General features: G+C 53.9%; 12 protein-coding genes and 1 tRNA gene. 8 read left to right on the top strand and 5 right to left on the bottom strand.

All coding sequences use genetic code 11. The annotated features are described in order from the left end of the window. Window positions 1-89 precede the first annotated feature (89 nt). On the top strand, window positions 90-2,258 hold the full coding sequence (locus QZJ86_RS08125; protein ID WP_301938010.1) for an AMP-binding protein: 2,169 nt from the start codon (window positions 90-92) through the stop codon (window positions 2,256-2,258). An 89-nt stretch (window positions 2,259-2,347) separates the two neighbouring features. Further along, window positions 2,348-3,520 (top strand): lysophospholipid transporter LplT, encoded by a 1,173-nt coding sequence (gene lplT / locus QZJ86_RS08120; RefSeq protein ID WP_301938007.1) that lies wholly within the window; start codon window positions 2,348-2,350, stop codon window positions 3,518-3,520. Here the strand turns inward: lplT and QZJ86_RS08115 are convergent. Then, window positions 3,462-4,088 (bottom strand): TetR/AcrR family transcriptional regulator, encoded by a 627-nt coding sequence (locus tag QZJ86_RS08115; RefSeq protein ID WP_301938005.1) that lies wholly within the window; start codon window positions 4,086-4,088, stop codon window positions 3,462-3,464. The two genes, lplT and QZJ86_RS08115, sit on opposite strands and share 59 nt — an antisense overlap. 69 nt (window positions 4,089-4,157) lie before the next feature. On the opposite strand from QZJ86_RS08115, the gene QZJ86_RS08110 reads away from it, so the two are divergent. Continuing rightward, the gene (locus QZJ86_RS08110) at window positions 4,158-4,658 is read left to right on the top strand and encodes an NUDIX hydrolase (RefSeq protein WP_301938001.1); all 501 of its coding nucleotides are present in this window, start codon (window positions 4,158-4,160) and stop codon (window positions 4,656-4,658) included. A gap of 63 nt (window positions 4,659-4,721) precedes the next feature. On the opposite strand, the gene QZJ86_RS08105 is transcribed toward QZJ86_RS08110, so the two are convergent. Further along, window positions 4,722-4,798: transfer RNA gene (locus QZJ86_RS08105), tRNA-Asp, on the bottom strand. Between the two features lie 64 nt (window positions 4,799-4,862). Here QZJ86_RS08105 and QZJ86_RS08100 point away from each other — a divergent pair. Then, a complete protein-coding gene (locus QZJ86_RS08100; protein WP_301937999.1) occupies window positions 4,863-5,522 on the top strand; it encodes a class I SAM-dependent methyltransferase in 660 nt (219 codons plus the stop codon). Here the strand turns inward: QZJ86_RS08100 and dmeF are convergent. Then, on the bottom strand, window positions 5,485-6,459 hold the full coding sequence (gene dmeF / locus QZJ86_RS08095; RefSeq protein ID WP_301937996.1) for a CDF family Co(II)/Ni(II) efflux transporter DmeF: 975 nt from the start codon (window positions 6,457-6,459) through the stop codon (window positions 5,485-5,487). The genes QZJ86_RS08100 and dmeF overlap by 38 nt on opposite strands. Window positions 6,460-6,621: 162 nt before the next feature. Here dmeF and xseA point away from each other — a divergent pair, with 162 nt between their 5' ends. From xseA to QZJ86_RS08080, 3 genes are all read left to right on the top strand, one after another. Further along, window positions 6,622-7,965: an exodeoxyribonuclease VII large subunit gene (gene xseA / locus QZJ86_RS08090; protein WP_301937995.1), complete on the top strand. Its 1,344-nt coding sequence runs from the start codon at window positions 6,622-6,624 to the stop codon at window positions 7,963-7,965. Beyond that, window positions 7,958-8,812, top strand: a complete 855-nt coding sequence (locus QZJ86_RS08085; RefSeq protein WP_301937992.1) for a peptidoglycan DD-metalloendopeptidase family protein — start codon at window positions 7,958-7,960, stop codon at window positions 8,810-8,812. Before xseA ends, QZJ86_RS08085 begins: the two co-directional genes overlap by 8 nt. A 78-nt stretch (window positions 8,813-8,890) precedes the next feature. After that, a complete protein-coding gene (locus QZJ86_RS08080) occupies window positions 8,891-9,364 on the top strand; it encodes a hypothetical protein (protein WP_301937990.1) in 474 nt (157 codons plus the stop codon). Window positions 9,365-9,434: 70 nt separating this feature from the next. Here the strand turns inward: QZJ86_RS08080 and QZJ86_RS08075 are convergent, their stop codons facing one another. Both QZJ86_RS08075 and QZJ86_RS08070 read right to left on the bottom strand, forming a co-directional pair. Continuing rightward, a complete protein-coding gene (locus QZJ86_RS08075) occupies window positions 9,435-11,483 on the bottom strand; it encodes a TIR domain-containing protein (protein WP_301937988.1) in 2,049 nt (682 codons plus the stop codon). 587 nt (window positions 11,484-12,070) lie between these two features. Further along, window positions 12,071-15,190, bottom strand: a complete 3,120-nt coding sequence (locus QZJ86_RS08070; RefSeq protein ID WP_301937986.1) for a sensor domain-containing protein — start codon at window positions 15,188-15,190, stop codon at window positions 12,071-12,073. Between the two features lie 285 nt (window positions 15,191-15,475). Here QZJ86_RS08070 and uvrA point away from each other — a divergent pair, with 285 nt between their 5' ends. Next, on the top strand, window positions 15,476-18,292 hold the full coding sequence (gene uvrA, locus QZJ86_RS08065; RefSeq protein ID WP_301937983.1) for an excinuclease ABC subunit UvrA: 2,817 nt from the start codon (window positions 15,476-15,478) through the stop codon (window positions 18,290-18,292). Window positions 18,293-18,453 lie beyond the last annotated feature (161 nt).

Here is an 18,453-nt window from a genome sequence, read left to right as displayed (position 1 = left end):
TTATAATTGAACGTAGTTTAATTTATGTTTATAGTGCTCTCCGGCAAATCGCAAACTGTCTGTTAATATGCGCGCACGGGAGGAATTCTATGTTAAAAATTGCATTACGCTGGCTACTGACGCTGGCTTTCAGGGTCAAAGTCAAGGGTCTGGAAAATTACGACAAGGCCGGTGATCGGGTGCTGATCCTATCAAATCACACTTCTTTTCTGGATCCACTGTTGCTGGGCGTGTTTTTGCCCGACGACATCACCTTTGCGATCAACACCCAAATTTCCGAACGCTGGTGGCTGAGACCGTTCTTGCGCTTATCGAAAGTGTTTCCGATGGACCCGACTCATCCGCTGTCTTTAAAAGCGCTGATCCATCATATGCAAAACGACACCAAGACCGTGATTTTCCCGGAAGGCCGCATCACCGTTACCGGTTCGCTGATGAAGATTTACGATGGTCCCGGCATGGTCGCCGATAAGTCCGGCGCCACGATATTGCCCGTACGCATCGACGGCGCGGAATACAGCCGCTTTTCCAAACTCGGCGCTGTCGTGCGCAAGCGCTGGTTCCCGCGCATCACCATTCATATCTTGCCGCCAACGCTGATCGAAACCCACGGCGACGTGACCGGCAAGGCCCGCCGCAAACACAGCGGCCACATTCTGTCCGACATCATGACCGAAATGATGTTCGCCACCAGTCATTACCAACAGACGATATTCTCGGCCTTACTGGAAGCACGCGCCATTCTCGGCGGAAACTATACGGTCGCCGAAGACCTGGAGCGTAAACCGTTGAGCTACGACGCGCTGATTACCCGCAGCATCATCGTCGGCAAGCTGATTAGAGCCATCACCCAACCCGGCGAAAACATAGGCGTGTTGCTGCCCAATAGCTGCAAGACTCTGAACGTGATTCTGGGCTTGCAGCTCTATCAACGCGTACCGGCGATGCTGAATTATTCGCTAGGCGCCAACGGCATGGTTGCAACCTGCCGGACCGGACAAGTCAACATCGTCTTGAGCTCTCGCAAATTCATCGAATTGGCACATCTGGACCATGATGCGGAATTGTTGGCAAAACAAGTCAAGCTGGTCTATCTGGAAGACTTGGCGACCTCGCTGACCACTATCGACAAACTGAGCGGCTGGTTGCAAGCCAAAACCGCCGGACTCTGGTACAAAAGCCATGCTTACGAGGCCGACGACGCGGCCGTGGTGTTGTTTACCTCCGGCTCGGAAGGCTTACCTAAAGGTGTCGTGCTGTCACATGCTAACGTACTGGCCAATCACAAGCAGATCAGGTCGCGCATCGACTTCGGCCCCGGCGATGTGGTGCTGAACTTCCTGCCGATGTTCCATTCCTTTGGCTTCTCGGTCGGCACCTTGATGCCGATTCTGAACGGTATGACCAGCTTCTTCTACCCGTCGCCGCTGCACTATGCTGTGATACCGGAAATGGCTTATGAAGTGGGCGCCACCATCATGTTCGGCACCAACACCTTCTTCGCCGCCTACGCCAAAAAGGCCCATCCTTACGATTTTTACAAAATGCGCTATGTAGTGGCCGGCGCCGAAAAACTCCAGGAAAACACCCGCACCACCTGGCTGAACAAGTTCGGCATCCGCATCCTGGAAGGCTATGGCGCCACCGAAACCTCGCCGGTCACCTCGGTCAACACGCCGATGGATTATAAGGCCGGCAGCGTCGGCCGCTTCATGCCGGACATGCTCTACCATCTGGAACCGGTGCCCGGCATCGAAGGCGCCGGCAAGCTGCATGTCGCCGGCCCCAACATCATGAAGGGCTATCTGCTGCCGGATAATCCCGGCGTGCTGGTGCCGCCCTGCTCGGCCGCTTACGGCGAAGGCTGGTACGACACCGGCGACATCGTCCATGTCGACGACGAAGGCTTCATTCACATCCAGGGCCGCAGCAAACGATTCGCGAAAATCGGCGGGGAGATGGTGTCGTTGACGGCGGCCGAACAATTGGCGATCCAGGCTTGGCCTGACGCACACCATGCCGTGGTCAGTCTACCCGACCCCAAAAAAGGCGAACAATTGGTATTGTTGACCACGCAAAAATCGGCATCGGCCAAACAACTGGCGGAAGCCTCGCCCGGCGTTGCGGCGCTGAATCTGCCCAAGAAAGTGTTCGTACTGGAAAAACTGCCGGTATTGGCGACCGGAAAAACCGATTATCCCGGCGCAACGGCATTGGCGGCTGAGTTATTGGCAGGCCATGCGGAGCTGCCCGCTTAAGTGCTACTAATCACTAAGCCCGCGATGCTTAGGCAATCCGCTTGTTGCATCGCAAGGCTTATCGTTTCTTATCAAAACCCTTTCCAGCCATGAGCAAACACATCTACCCACTGCTAGTCGCCCAATTTCTGTCGGCATTCGCCGACAACGCCATTTTGTTCACGGTCATTGCGATGGTGATGCAGGAAGCGCATCCGGCCAGCTGGTACGTGCCGGCTTTGCAGAGCGTATTTCTGGTGGCCTTCGTGGTATTGGCACCCTGGGTGGGCGGAGTTGCCGATAGCCACGCGAAATCGCGAGTATTGATCGTCGCCAACCTGATCAAGGCCTGTGGCGCCGGCTTGTTGCTGTTAAAGGTGGAACCGTTGTTGGCTTATTGTCTGGTCGGGGTCGGCGCGGCCTTGTACAGCCCGGCCAAATACGGGATTCTGCCGGAATTGGCCGGCCATGACGGCCTGGTCAAGGCCAACAGCTGGATCGAAGGCTCGACGATACTGGCGATATTGACCGGCATGGTGGTTGGCGCCAAGCTGGCCGATTATTCGACCGCTTGGGCCTTGATCGCCACCATAGCCCTGTTCTTGATCTCGGCGGCGACCACCTTATTCCTGCCGGTGGGCTTGCGCAAAACGCCGCCATCCGGCTCGAAAGTCGTGTTGTTTTACCGGGAAATTAGTACTTTTCTGGCCATGCCGCGCTCGCGGTTTGCGGTACTCGGCGCGTCCTTGTTTTGGGCGGCGGCGGCCAGCGTGCGGGTCATCATCATCGCCTGGGCGCCGTTGGTGCTAATGACTCACAACGCCAGCGACATCGCCAACCTGACCCTGTTTCTGGCGCTTGGCATCGTCGCCGGCTCGGTGCTGGTACCGCGGATGATTCCGCTGGAACATTTGCGGCGAGCGCGAATTCCGGCATATTTGATGAGCCTATTCATCATTGCCCTGAGTTTTACCGAAACGATTTGGCCGGCGCGTTTTGTGTTGTTTCTAATGGGCATGGCCGGCGGCATGTTCATCGTCCCTATCAATGCCGCGTTGCAGGAGATCGGCCAACACAGTATCGGCAGTGGCGGCGCGGTAGCGATGCAGAATTTTTTCCAGAATGTGGCGATGTTGTTGTCGGTCGGCGCTTATACGCTGGCTGCCGCCCAGCTGGTCACACCGATTGCCGCGTTGATTGGACTGGGTTTGTTACTGATGGCGGCTACTTTCCTGGTGGTATGGCATCTGCCTGAAGTGGAACGGCCTTCCAGCCTTGAATGAAGGTATTGACCAATAAATCCACGCTCAATTTGGACACTTCGACGTCGCTGGTTTGCGGTTTGGCGGTCAGCGATAAAATGCAGATGCCGTGTACGCCGCTCCATAGCGTCCTGGCTGCCAGCCGGCTTTGCTCGGGAGAGCCATTGGGCGTCAGCTGTTTAAATAATTCTTCGACGATAGCAAATAGTTGCTCGATTTTTTGCTGATACCACTCGGGCGGCGCTTCCTCGCTTTGCACATCAAAAATCATCCGCCAGCGGTTGAAATGTTGGGCGGCGAAGTTTAGATAAGTCTCGGCCAAGGTCAGAATATGCTGTTCGACACCACCAGTGGGCGCGCAATCGCTTAACTGTTTGGCCAACTCGTCCAGCGTTCGCGCTTTCACATGGGTCGCCAAGTCATTCATATTGGCAAACACCATGTAAATACTGCCCACCGTATAGCCGATCTCCATCGCGATCTTACGCACCGTCAACGCGTTAAAACCATCCTCGACGACGATGGTTTCCGCCGCGACCAACACCATTTCCCTGATTTGTTCCTGACTATGTTCGCTTCTTCTTGCCATATTCACTCTGCGACATGCACTAAAAGCAGCTACCATACACGACCTTGCCACAGGAATCGATAGTTAAGCATGCACAACGAGCTTCTTGATGTCGTCGACGCAGACGATGCAATCATCGCCCAGCGGCCGCGCCGGGAAATTCACGCCAATGGGCTGCGCCACCGCGCGGTACATATTCTGGTCTTCAACGATCTGGGCGAGTTGTTTCTGCAAAAACGCTCGATGAAAAAAGACCTGAATAAAGGCCTGTGGGACAGCTCGGCGGCCGGCCACGTTGACGCCGGCGAAAGCTACGACAGCTGCGCGCCGCGCGAGTTACAAGAAGAATTAAACGTATCGGCCGCGCTAGAGCCATTGTTCAAACTGGAGGCTAGCGCCGAATTGGGCATGGAGTTCATTCAGGTCTACCGCTGCCGGCATAACGGACCGTTTAACTTGGCGGCGGAAGAAATCGACGAAGGCCGATGGTTGAATCCAGCCATCGTGGACGATCGCGTAAACACTAACGATCCAACTTTGACAGTCACTTTCAAAATGATCTGGCAGCAGTTTCGGCAAACCGCAAACTAATGGAAGCAAGAGATTTAATTCCAACGAAACCGTGGAAAAGAGCACTGCGAGGAACCAAGGAAATGGCGGAGCGGACGGGGCTCGAACCCGCGACCCCCGGCGTGACAGGCCGGTATTCTAACCAACTGAACTACCGCTCCGCAGTAGTGAGCCGCGCATTATACATTGCATGTCCCTGCCGTCAAGCAAAAGCCTGAATTAATCATGACAGCCCTCACTTGTCCACTCTGTGCGGCCACCGATACCCACCATTTTCATAGCGACCGGCGACGCGATTACAGCCGTTGCGAAAATTGCTTGTTAGTGTTTGTCGACAGCAATCAGCATTTGCCGCTGGCACAGGAAAAAGCGATTTACGACCTGCATCAAAACGCTATCGACGACCCTGGCTATCTTAAATTTCTGTCGCGCTTAGCCAGGCCCCTGCTCGAACGTTTACCGGCCAATGCGCTAGGTTTGGATTACGGCTGCGGCCCCGGCCCGGCACTAGCCGAGCTAATCAAAGCCCAAGGCCATCGCGTCAAGCTCTACGACCCGTTTTACGCCGATTTTCCGGAACACCTGCAACAGGATTACGACTTCATCGTCTGCACCGAAGTCGTCGAACATTTTCGCGAGCCTAAGCAAGAGTTCAACAGGCTGCTTGGTTTACTGAAACCCGGCGGCTGGCTGGGTATCATGACTAAACTGGTGATAGACGCCGAAGCGTTTGCCAAATGGCATTACAAAAACGATCAGACCCATGTCGCCTTTTTTTCCCAGGCAACTTTTAACTGGCTAGCGGCGCGTTACGATTGCCGAATCGAATTTGCCGCTAGCGATGCGATTATTCTGCAACGCAATCTTGGCCGTTGCAGCGATTGACTTCCACGGTAATGTGATCGAGCTGCGCGAAATTAGCCAGCAAGGTTTTGTAATAACTGGGTGACTTCGGCTGCTGGGTGACTAAAACCACGATCGCCGCGTAGTGATTGGCACTGATCGGCCAGACATGCAAGTCGCTGACCCGGCATTCGCCGTCTTGCTCCAGTGCCGCCTGAATTGCCTGTAAATACTGGCCATCGATACTCAGATCCAACAATACCGGGCTGGTTTCCTTAATTAAGCCGAAAGCCCAGATCAGGATCACGGTGGCACCGACGAATCCCATCACGGTATCCAGCCAAACCCAACCGTAATATTTACCGGCCACCAAAGCGATAATCGCCAGCACCGAGGTCAACGCGTCGGCCATCACATGCAGATACGCCGCTCGCAAGTTATGATCGTGATGAGGGCGATCATGCTCGTCATGGTCATGGTCATGGTCATGACCATGGTGGTGATTGTGCCCGTGATGATGATCGTGATGGTCTCCCAACAGCAGCGCACTTAACAAATTGATCAGCAAACCCACTTGCGCCACTAAAATCGCCTCGTCGAAGCGAATCAGCTCCGGCATCAGTAAGCGTTCCACCGAGTCGGCGATCATCACCAAAGCCACCATCGCCAACGCGATCGAACTGGCAAATCCGCCCAATACCCCGGCCTTGGCCGGACTAAACGCAAAAGTCTGGTCGCCTTCGTGGATCCGACTGTAACGGTAAGCAAAGATTGCAATCATGAACGCCACCACATGGGTGGCCATGTGCCAGCCGTCGGCCAGCAAGGCCATCGAGTGAAACTGCATCCCGGCGACAATTTCCACCAGCATGGTCGCAAACGTCAGCAGTAATACCCATTTGGTACGCCGCTCGCCCCTGCGATTGATCCGGGCGAAATTATGCGGATGCTGCCAGTTGCTCAATTGATGTTCATGCATGGGTAGATTCCTTATTCTCCAAAGCTAAAACGTACACTAAATCGCCATTCTAGCTCAGCTGATATTGAAAAACGCGCGGCCAAATAAAAGCCGCAACGGATACCGGCAATCCACCGTAAAATAGGGCTTTGCATATTTCCGACCACCCGGCTGCCACCGTTGATGAGCCCTACCGAATTAATTTACAGCGTTTCCCAACTCAACCGCGAAGCCAAACGCTTGCTGGCCAGCCATTTTCTGACCGTGCAGGTGCAAGGTGAAATTTCCAATCTCAGCCTGCCCTCCTCCGGCCATTATTACTTCACGCTGAAAGACGCCCAAGCCCAAATCCGCTGCGCGATGTTTAAGGGCCAACAGCAACGACTGCGTTTTAAACCAGCCAACGGCAATCTGGTGGTCGCCACCGCTCAGGTCAGCTTGTACGAGCCGCGTGGCGACTACCAATTGGTGGTGGAACAACTGGAAGAAGCCGGCGACGGCGCGTTGCGGCTGGCTTACGAACGCTTGAAACAAAAACTGTTACAAGAAGGCTTGTTCGAACAAAGCCGCAAGAAGCCGATACCGGCGCTGCCCTGCCAAATCGGCGTGATCACCTCGGCCAGCGGCGCGGCGATCCACGACGTTCTCAGCGTCTTGAAGCGGCGTTTCCCAGCGATACCGGTGTTGATTTACCCGGTGGCCGTACAAGGCGACAACGCCAAGTTCGAAATCAGTGCAGCTCTGGCCTGCGCGAATCGACAGGCTTTGGTAGACGTCATCATCCTGGCGCGCGGCGGCGGTTCACTGGAAGATTTATGGGCGTTTAACGAAGAAATCGTCGCCCGCGCGGTGGCTGCCAGCCGGATTCCGGTGATTTCGGCAGTCGGCCATGAAGTGGATTTCAGCATCGCCGATTTCGTCGCCGACTTGCGCGCGCCGACGCCCTCGGCAGCCGCCGAATATGCGGTACCGGATCAAACCGCCTGGCTAAACCGTTTTACCGCTATCGAGCGTCAGCTGACTCGGCAGATGCAAGGACTATTGTTACAACAGCAACAGCGGTTGACCTGGCTGAATAAAGCCTTGCAAACCCAGCATCCCGGCGAAAAACTACAGCGCAATGCCCAACGCCTGGACGAGCTGGAACAAAGGCTGAATCGGGCGATACAAGGCCGCTTGCAACAAAGCCGTCAGCAACTGGCGCTAAACGATCAACGCCTGAACCGCTACCAGCCTTTGGCCGCAATCCACGCCTATCGGCAACAGCTGGACTATTTTCAGCAACGGCTGATCCGTTCGGTAAAACTCAAGCTGGCGACTTTGAAAAACCAACAAAACGCGGTCGCGCAAACCCTGCACGCGGTCAGCCCGCTGGCAACGCTGGAACGCGGCTACGCCATCGTTCAGCGCCACGACAACGCTCACATCGTCAAATCCATTAGCCAACTGGCCAAGAACGAGTTGCTCGACACCCGTTTCGCCAGCGGCCGCATCGTCAGTCAAATTAAAGAGATTATCCATGATTAATAAAATAATCGGCCTCTGGCTACTTCCCTGGTTTTGCCTAGCCGGCCAGTTACCGGACGCCTCGTTGGTACCCGGCGGCATCGCCATATTGCCGGTCGGTGATGGCACGAAACCGGCGCCGAAAGTGTTCTACCACGGTAATCGGGTGCTAGTGGCCGAACACGACGGCGAATGGCAAGCGCTGGTCGGCATCCCGTTATCGGCGCCGCTTGGCAGCCATGGCATCGACATCGAACGCGATGGCGCCAGTAGCCGGCTCGATTTCAATGTCGCCGATAAAGCCTATCCGGAACAACGGCTGACTATCCAGAATAAGCGCATGGTCGATGAAATGACGCCCGAGGATTTAAAGCGCATCGAAGCCGAGAAAATCGAAATGGCCCGCATCAAGGACACTTGGAGCGAGCGCGATGCCGACACCTCGTTTACGGCCCCGGTGGATGGCCGACTCAGCAGCCTGTTTGGTCTGAAACGTTTTTTCAACGAAGCCCCCCGCCAACCGCATAATGGCCTGGACATAGCCGCCGGCACCGGCACCGCGATCAACGCCCCGGCAGCGGCCACGGTGATCGGCGCCGGTAACTACTTTTTCAACGGCAACACGGTGTTTTTGGACCATGGACAAGGTCTGATCAGCGCTTACCTGCACATGAGCCGGATTTCGGTAAAAATCGGCCAGCAACTCAAAGCGGGCGACCGGCTCGGCGATGTCGGCGCCACCGGCCGCGTCACCGGCCCGCATTTGCATTGGATCGTGTATTTAAACAAGGAAACCGTCGATCCGGCTTTGTTTATCGGTGCGGATATTCCCAGACTGGCAGCCAGAAACCAAGCTGAGCACAAATAGTCATTCAACAGTCGAAGCTTCCTATCCTCGGCGAACAGTCTACAATTGCCGCATTGACAGCAAACCTGGGGCACCGCTATGAAACTAGAAAAATGGTTTGAAAACTGGGGACTGACCAAATTAAAAGTCAGCGTCGGCTTCCTGGAAAGCGAATGGGAACCCCGCGAGGTCGACCGAGACGCGGCTTGGGAACTGTATGTGGAAATGCTGACTCGCGTCGTTACCCAACCGATGATCGATACCGGCGACGACGAACAAACTGCACTTGATAGCGTCCATGCGCTGTTCGGCATTACCCGCGAAATCCTCCGCCGACGCGGCCGCGACTGTATTCAGTTCAGCAAAATCGCGGTGGTCGTGTTAAATCAGATCGTCAGACCGTTCACCGCCAAGTGGCACAGACTGGCGCTATCTGGCGCCTTCGAGCAGAGCGAGCAATGCCAGGCGTTTCGCCAGGAGCTGGCGGCGCTGCAAATCGATTTGAGAAACTACGCCAGAGCCCTGGCTGACATAGCCCATGTGGAGGATTTGACCGAGCTGGCGTTTGATTAAGGCGAAACCAGCTCGGCGCTTTCGCCGACACGGACCCATGCTGAACATAAGCATGGGCGTGGCTGTGCTATCAAATAGTCGATTTTAATCTCGCCAGCCCCATCAAAATCAAACCAATCGCTTCTTCATGATTAACCGTCGCAAACAATCTCAAGTTTTCCTGATCGCTCAGGCCGTTATTCAAGCCGCTAATACCGATTTCGGCAAACGTCTCGACGACGGCCGAATAGTCGATTGAGTCAAGCGCTAGTTGTTGCGATTTGATCTGTCCATTGAACTCTTCCAGCAATATTTTGTAGCCCGGATTGGTGCATTGATAAGCCTCGGTCAGTTGCCGAGGCTTACCGCCGCGCAAAGCCTGGATGATGATCCGGGCCGCGCCGCCGTAACCGCCGAGTAGGAACAACGGTTTTTTGGCTTTTAGCGTTAGCAGCGCTTCTTCAACCAGGCCGGGATACTTGCCTTTATAGTCGACGGTACGGCCGCCTAACAGGATGCGAGCCTGAGTATTGGCCACGATTTGTTCGCGCATCGCCGTTAAACATCTAGCCCAAACATAAGCGGAAATATCGCCTATGTCGCCTCCCTGCGGAATTTCGGGGATTAGTCCGGTTTGTTTTAGATCTGCCGGCGCATCGACTTTCTTGATTTTCAATGCGTCCTTGTGTTGTGCGGCCCAGGCCATATCCAGCGTCGGTATCAATGGCCAGGCCAGATAATTGATAACCGGTTTAATTTGCTTTTTCAGCGCGTCGTTGTGGTAACGAACCAGTTCCAGTAGGTCTTCGGTAAAACCGTTGGGCCTTAAATCGCCGCCGTAAATCAGCGTCGCGCCCTGCGCCAGGCAATGGCAAGCAATTTCCACCATGGCATTTTTTAAATGCGCGCCGCTCAAACCCAAGGCCTGCAATTCGCCGGGATCGGTATCGGATATCGAGATGCCGATTGCCAAGCCTTGTAAAGGTTCGCCGCGTAAGGTGGTCGGTGTAAATAGCGGAATTTGGTATTGACTCAGTTCACTGTTTTCTTCGTAACCCAAGGGTGGATCGGGATAGACGATCTGCTTGGCCGGCTGGTTTTTAAGATCGCGTTCTTCCGGCGGCCTGGCCAGAATCAGCGCATCCCGCGGCAACCAGCCCATGGTTTTTAAATGTTCAAAATGCCGCTTGATATAGATAAAACGCAATACTTCCAGCAACGCAAAATCGATGATGGCTTGCAGTTTGTTCTGGGTTTCCGGTGCGGTTAACGACGTGTCGGGCTCGAAACGCATCACCGGCACATTGCTTAAATACGGAAAGCTGCGATCTTCATGATGGCGCAAGATATCGACCACGATCATCGGCCGATTCAGGCGTTTGGCAGTCATCACTTCCATCCGGCACCAAGGGCTGTCGCTATAACGATCCGAGCGTATTGCGATCAGCGCGGCATTCTCGATATTACCCTCGATTTCATCGGCAAAGTGGTGGCCCGCAGCAATATCGACGGAATCGAAAAACCGGTCCATTTGGGTATCGTCCAAGGCCTGTTTCAAGGCTTCGGCCAACTGTAGGGCGTTGGCCTCGCGTTTGGTATGGCTGATGAATAATTTGATCGGCAACGGACTGAGTGCGGCGCCCTGCGTGGTGATTCTTTGGCTGTTTTCCAGCAAACGGGCTAAGGCATGGGCCGCATAGTGAATCAGATGGGTTTTGAAGGCGGCCGGGTCAAGATTAAACAGACGCACAAAATTGATTTTTGCTATGTCCGGATGCAGATTAAATCCGGAACCGGTCAACGCCACGGGCACAAGCAAATGTTTGCCGGTACTGGCTTGCGCTTGCGAATACAGCCCAGCCAGATAGTTTGCCCAGGTTTCGTCGAGCACCATATGATCGTCAACCAACGCGAAAATCACCGTATGCTCCGCCGCATTTAAATCGATGGCTAACGGCAGGTTAGCGCCCGATTCCGGCGCACAACGAAAATAAGCAGGAATACCGATGCCGTGCGCGAACGGCTTGTCAGGATCACGGTTTAGACAGACATACAGCGCAGTTGCCAGCGGCCTGCAAAGAGTATCCGCATCCGGGTGCCAGACGATGTAGACGCTTAAGATGGGGCTGTAGGGTTGCACATTATTACTCCTGACTAGCGATACGATAGCGGATGCGGCTTTTTCAAAGGCTGGTCGCCGGCGCTAGCCAAAACCCCCGATCCGCGCCTATCCCTGAGTCTGCTGGAACATTATCCCGGAAAACAGATGTTTGCAGAAGACTATGGCATGGCCGATTCGGTCTGAACGCTACGTGCTTGTTAATCGGTTGTATGCGAGCGCGCTGATCTGCCCTCAAACAGCGTCGACTGCCGAACGCTTTTGAAATTGATGGGGTAAGAACAGTCGTTCATCAACGCTTGGACCACTCAATAGTCGTCGGTAATAATGGCTTTAGACCTTTATGCCAATCTCGTTATACGTTCATTCCTATATCCGACCTAAGGTTATCTTCGCTGATTTTAGGCCGATGATCAGTGCTCAGTAGCTCGTCTATTATCGGACATTAAAAAACCCGCCAAGCCAATAGCTTGCGGGTTTTTTATGCGTTCACTCTCTGCCGAGATAGCTCAGATTATACCTTGCATAAATCGATTCAAATAGAGTTTTATAGTGTGGGAATATTGGTCACTCACCCTGGACTAGTACGCCATAGCACGCTGCCCACCCTAAGCCATCATTCGATTTTTCGAAAGCAAGGCCTCAAATTTATCGGCGGGAACGGGCTTGGACCATAGATAACCCTGCCCATAATCGCAACCGATTTGTTTTAGCAAATCACTCTGCCCCTGAGTCTCCACCCCTTCCGCGATCACTTTAATTCCCAGTTTGTGCGCCATCACGATCATGGCTTCACATAGCGCCATATCGTTGGAGTCGGGCACCAGATTTCGCACAAAAGACTGGTCGATTTTTAGGTAGTCAATGTCGAATTTCTTCAGATACGACAGGGATGAGTATCCCGTTCCAAAATCGTCGAGTGCAATCTGCATCCCATTATCCCGTAAGGCTAGCAATTGGCTTCTGATTTCGTCTCTAGTTTCCATTAACAAACCTTCGGTAATTTCCACCACAATGCCGTGCCCCGATAACCCAAGCTCTTTTAAGTAGTCGAACCACGACGCTTGATGGTTAACATCGGCTTTGAACTGCACCGGCGATGTGTTGACACTGATCTGAAATTCCGGGTGATATTCCGTACGGAAATCAGCCGACCGTGCGGCTGCCTGACGAAATACCCAGTTACCAATCTCGATGATCTGCCCCGTGTCCTCGGCAATGGGAATAAAGTCGGCCGGACTTACCAGCCCAAGCCTAGGATGTTGCCAACGTACCAGTGCTTCCGCCTTGTAAATACGCCCCGTCGCCATTTCTACGATAGGTTGGTAATAAACTTTGAATTGGTTTTCCGCCAACGCACTATGCATATCATTGGTGAGCCGCATGCGGGCGTTTGCAGCCTCTTGCATGGCTGGCGTGTAATAGTGAAAGCGATTTCTCCCCTGGCGCTTGGCGGCATACATGGCCTGGTCGGCGTTCTTGAGCAAGGTGGCGGCTTCGGTTGCATCGTCGGGATAAATGGAGATGCCGATGCTGGCTGAAATGTAGGCCGTCTCAATCCCCAACTGATAAGGCGTAGCGAGTTTGTCTAATAGTTTATTGGCAATCTGCCCCACGCAATTAATATCGTCCAGGTCATTCAGGATGATGACGAACTCATCCCCACCCAGGCGACCTATAATATCGGAATCGCGTACGCAGCTCATCATGCGTTGAGCCGATTCCTTCAGCAAGATATCGCCCACCTCATGTCCAAGGGTGTCGTTTACTTCCTTGAAGCGGTCAAGATCCACGAATAGCACTGCCAGGTGCTTCCTATCACGACGAATTTTCTTGATTTCCTCGCTCATCCGATCGTAAACCATGCGTCGATTGGGCAGCTCGGTCAACATGTCGAAGTTGGCTTGCCGCCATATCAAGTCTTCATTCTCTTTCTCTTTGGTAATGTCAGAAAACAACGCGACACGACGATGGACAGAACCATCGGCTTGATAGATGGTGTTGATGGTCAGCCATTCCGGGAAAATTTCCCCATTTTTGCGGCGGTTCCATATCTCGCCTTGCCACTTCCCCGTGGTGTTGAGCGATGCCCACATGGTCTGATAAAAAGCTTTGTCGTGGCGACCGGAACTGAGAATCTTTGGATTTTGGCCAAGGCTTTCTTTTTGCTCATAGCAAGTCACATCAGTAAAGGCAGGGTTAACGGTAATGATATGGTTGTCCGCATCGGTGACCATCATTGCCTGACTGCTGGCTTGATATACCAGTGCGGCAAGGCGTATGTCATCCTCGGCACGCTTGCGCTCGGTAATATCAGTAAACATGGCAAACGAACCGGCAAAATTACCTTGGTCGTCCATTAAAGCAGTGCTATTGATTGAGAACCAACAAATATGGCTATCCTTATGCCGGAAACGGAGTTCATACTGGCTGTTTATTTTTTGTTTATGCAGTTCTAGCTGGCGTTTTATATCGGGCAGATCTTCCTCAAAAACAAAGTCATACACGGCACGGCCCAGTATTTCCTCCGGATTGCGCCCCAACATCTGGCTCATGGCAGGATTAACAAATGTGGTCCGAATGTCATGATCTATTGACCAAATACCTTCACTACTGGTCTCAACGATGCGTCTATAGCGCTCTTCGCTCTTGCTGAGCGCATTCTGGACCTGTTTCCACTCACTGATATCCTCGACGATAGACCAGATATAGCGCTGGCCATCGGCACCGGTGATCAGCATACCGTTAAGGCGGATAGGAATCAGTCTGCCATCCTTGCGTCTGTATTCTTTCTCGTAAGGCCCGTAGTATCCTTTACCGGTTAGCAAATCCAGTTGCGTTGCCTCCTGTGGCGCATATTCCTTCGGCGTCAGGGTCCAGTAATCCAGAGTCTTGAGTTCGTCGGCTGAATATCCGCAGATGCGACGAAAGGCTTCATTAAAGTTAACATAGCGGCCTTGCATGTCAGTTAATGCAATGCCAAGAGGAGACAATTCGTAAAGACCACGTAATTTTGTTTCTTTCTCGCGTAAGCGTTGATGACTTCCATAACTGAATGCCAGACTCATCGTGACCATCAAGCTCAGAAAGCCCAACCAGCCTAAAGGAACAAAATGAATGATGGACAACCTCACCAGAACGCCTTGAATCAAACCAAGCACTAGAAATCCGAACCCAAACATCATGCTCAGATGTACGCCACTACGATGACTTCGGTAACAGCTGCCCAAGGCATAAACTATATAAGCGCAACTGACCAAAAGACTTGCAACAGCGAGGTAAAACCAGCCGCTGTTGGCACCATCGGCCAGCGTAATCAACTCTCCCCAGGGTAAGCGCAACTGCTCAAGCCCGGTAACCAGGGCATATTGCAGACTATAAGGCTGAAGGAAATTAACCACGCACAGTGCCACATCAAGCGCGGACAGACCGACCAACAAATAAACCGAGCGTTTTTCCGTATATAAGGCAATAAACCAAATTAACAGCACGAAAAATACCAGGGTGAATGCCATGCTCCACTTAAGTGCGATCACGAATTGATTGAGGTCTTGGGCACGCAAGCTGAGACTATGAGAAATGGCAAACAGAAATAGTATGCCGGCCATGCCAGAGAGCATGATTTGAGGAATATCCCGGCGAACCACTCCCGCATAAAAGTGAATAATACCGGCGTAAAGACAGGCGCCGGACAACAGATACAGACTAGGGACAATGATGTCGGTCATTCTTGCGTAAGGTTCAAGCAAAGTTGCGCAAGGCTAACATCTATATCCACCATGATCAAAAGACATCGTGGCATTTACTATGGGTCGCCGCCACGATTATCTCTGTTTAAGATAGGAAACAAATATACTTAACAAACCCAATCTGTCGTCCCTAGCACCTTAAGTCTGGATACGACTAACACCGCGGCATCGATGACGGCCCTCAAAATCCCAATCGCCCTTTGCCCAATCCCCACTATTCCCCGTATAGTATCGGGCTGTTAAAAATTCCAGGAAGTCACAGCAGTGGACACCATCAGCATACGCGGCGCCCGCACTCATAATCTGAAAAATATCGATCTGGACCTGCCGCGCGACAGCCTGATCGTCATCACCGGCTTGTCCGGCTCCGGCAAATCGTCGCTAGCGTTCGACACTATTTACGCCGAGGGCCAGCGCCGCTATGTCGAATCGTTATCGGCTTATGCCCGGCAATTTTTGTCGATGATGGAAAAGCCGGATGTCGATCATATCGAAGGCTTGTCGCCGGCGATTTCCATCGAGCAAAAATCCACTTCGCACAATCCGCGCTCCACGGTCGGCACCATCACCGAGATTTACGATTATCTCAGGCTGCTGTATGCGAGAGTCGGCATTCCGCGCTGCCCCGAACACGGTGTGTCCTTGCAGGCGCAGACCGTCAGCCAGATGGTGGACCAGGTGTTGGCGCAGCCGGAAGGCGAGCGCTGGATGTTGCTGGCGCCGGTGGTGAACGACCGCAAGGGCGAGCATGTATTGCTGCTGGAAGACTTGAAGGCGCAGGGCTTTCTGCGCGCCCGCATCGACGGCGAAGTCTACGAGCTGGACGAGCCGCCAGCGCTGGATTTGAAGAAGAAACACACCATCGAAGTCATTGTCGACCGCTTCAAAATTCGCGACGACATCGCGTTGAGATTGGCCGAATCCTTCGAAACCGCGCTACGCCTGTCGGAAGGCTTGGCGATTGCCGCTTCGATGGAAAATGATCAGCAACTGCTGTTTTCCGAACGCTACGCCTGCCCGCACTGCGGCTACAGCCTCAGCGAGCTGGAGCCGCGCATATTCTCGTTCAACAATCCGAAAGGCGCCTGCCCTAGTTGCGACGGTCTGGGCGTGCGCCAACATTTCGATCCGCAACTGGTCGTGCATAACCCGGAGATCAGTCTGGCCGGCGGCGCGGTACGCGGCTGGGACCGGCGCAATGCCTACTACTACCAAATCATCTGTGCGCTGGCTGCGCATTACGATTTCGACCCGGAAGCGCCGTTTTCCAAAATACCCAAGGACATTCAGGCGGTGATTCTGTACGGCAGTGGCGAGGAAAGCATCAGCTTTACCTTCCAGATGGGTAACGGCAAACCAAAAACCAGCCGCCATCCGTTCGAAGGCATCATTCCCAATATGGAGCGGCGCTACCACGAAAGCGACTCGCAAATGGTCCGCGATGAATTATCCAAATACCTGGCGCAACAAACTTGCGCAACTTGCGACGGCGCGCGTTTGAACCTGGGCGCGCGCAATGTGTTTGTCGAGGATCAACCCTTGCACCACGTCACCCGGCTGCCAATCAAACAGACGCTGGGATTTTTTCAACAGCTGAATATTCCCGGTCACCGTGGCGAAATCGCCGCCAAGATCAACAAGGAGATTCAGGAACGCCTGGAGTTTTTAGTCAACGTCGGTCTGGACTATCTGACCCTGGACCGCAGCGCCGACACCTTATCCGGCGGCGAAGCGCAGCGCATCCGCCTGGCCAGCCAGATCGGCGCCGGCTTGGTGGGTGTGATGTATGTGCTGGACGAACCGTCGATTGGTTTGCATCAACGCGACAATGAGCGTTTGTTGAACACATTGTTTAGATTGCGCGACTTGGGCAATACGGTGATTGTCGTCGAGCATGACGAGGACGCGATCCGCGCCGCCGACCATGTGGTCGATATTGGCCCCGGCGCCGGCGTGCATGGTGGCCAGATCGTCGCGCAAGGTACACCCGCTCAAATTCTGGCTAATCCTGACTCACTGACCGGCCAATATTTATCCGGCGCGCTAAGCATAGAAATACCCAAACGCACCGCGCCACGCGACCCGGCCAAACAAGTCACCATCCGCAAAGCCAGCGGCAACAATCTGCAAAACGTCGATGTCAGTTTCCCGATCGGCTTAATGACTTGCGTCACCGGTGTATCCGGTTCCGGCAAATCGACACTGATCAATGACACGCTGTATAGCCACGCCGCCCGCCTAATCAACGGCGCCAGTTGCATCCCGGCGCCCTGCGAGGCGATCGAAGGCCTGGACCAATTCGACAAAGTGGTGGACATCGACCAAAGCCCGATCGGCCGCACCCCGCGTTCCAATCCGGCCACCTATACCGGCATCTTCACGCCGGTGCGCGAACTGTTTTCCGCCACGCCGGAAGCGCGTTCGCGCGGTTACACACCGGGCCGCTTCAGTTTCAACGTCAAGGGTGGCCGCTGCGAAGCCTGTGCCGGCGACGGCGTGATCAAGGTGGAAATGCACTTTCTGCCCGACATTTTCGTACCCTGCGACATCTGCCACGGTAAGCGCTATAACCGGGAAACCCTGGAAATTCGCTACAAGGGCAAAACCATCCACGAAGTGCTGGAAATGACCGTGGAAGACGCCACCCAATTTTTCTCGGCCATCCCCAGCCTGGCCCGCAAACTGCAAACCCTGATCGACGTGGGTTTGAGCTACATCACGCTGGGTCAAAACGCCGTGACCCTGTCCGGCGGCGAAGCGCAACGCGTGAAACTGGCGAAAGAGCTATCGAAACGCGACACCGGCACCACGCTGTACATCTTGGACGAACCGACCACTGGCCTGCACTTTCACGACATCAAACAATTGCTGACCGTGCTGCACACCCTGCGCGACCATGGCAACACCGTGATCATCATCGAGCACAACCTGGACGTGATCAAAACCGCCGACTGGATTGTGGACATGGGCCCCGAAGGCGGCAGCGGCGGTGGCATGTTGGTGGCGGAAGGTACACCCAAGCAAATAGCCAAGCACAAGACCTCACATACCGGGACATATTTGAAGCGGTTTTTTTCTTAAAATCCACACATCCAACTTTTCCCAACTTCTCCTGGTTACCACGCGCCGCGTGGTAACCAAAAAGCATCGCGCTGCGGTGCAATGATAACCGCAACGCGGTCAAGACCAGGCGTTCCAACTCAGCGCGTTGGAACGGAGGGGAACTGGCTGCATTGCCTCGA

The organism is Methylomonas montana, from assembly GCF_030490285.1.
GTDB classification, from domain to species: domain Bacteria; phylum Pseudomonadota; class Gammaproteobacteria; order Methylococcales; family Methylomonadaceae; genus Methylomonas; species Methylomonas montana.
Note: the sequence above shows the minus strand (reverse complement) of the source record. Positions and strands in the feature narration are given on the sequence as shown.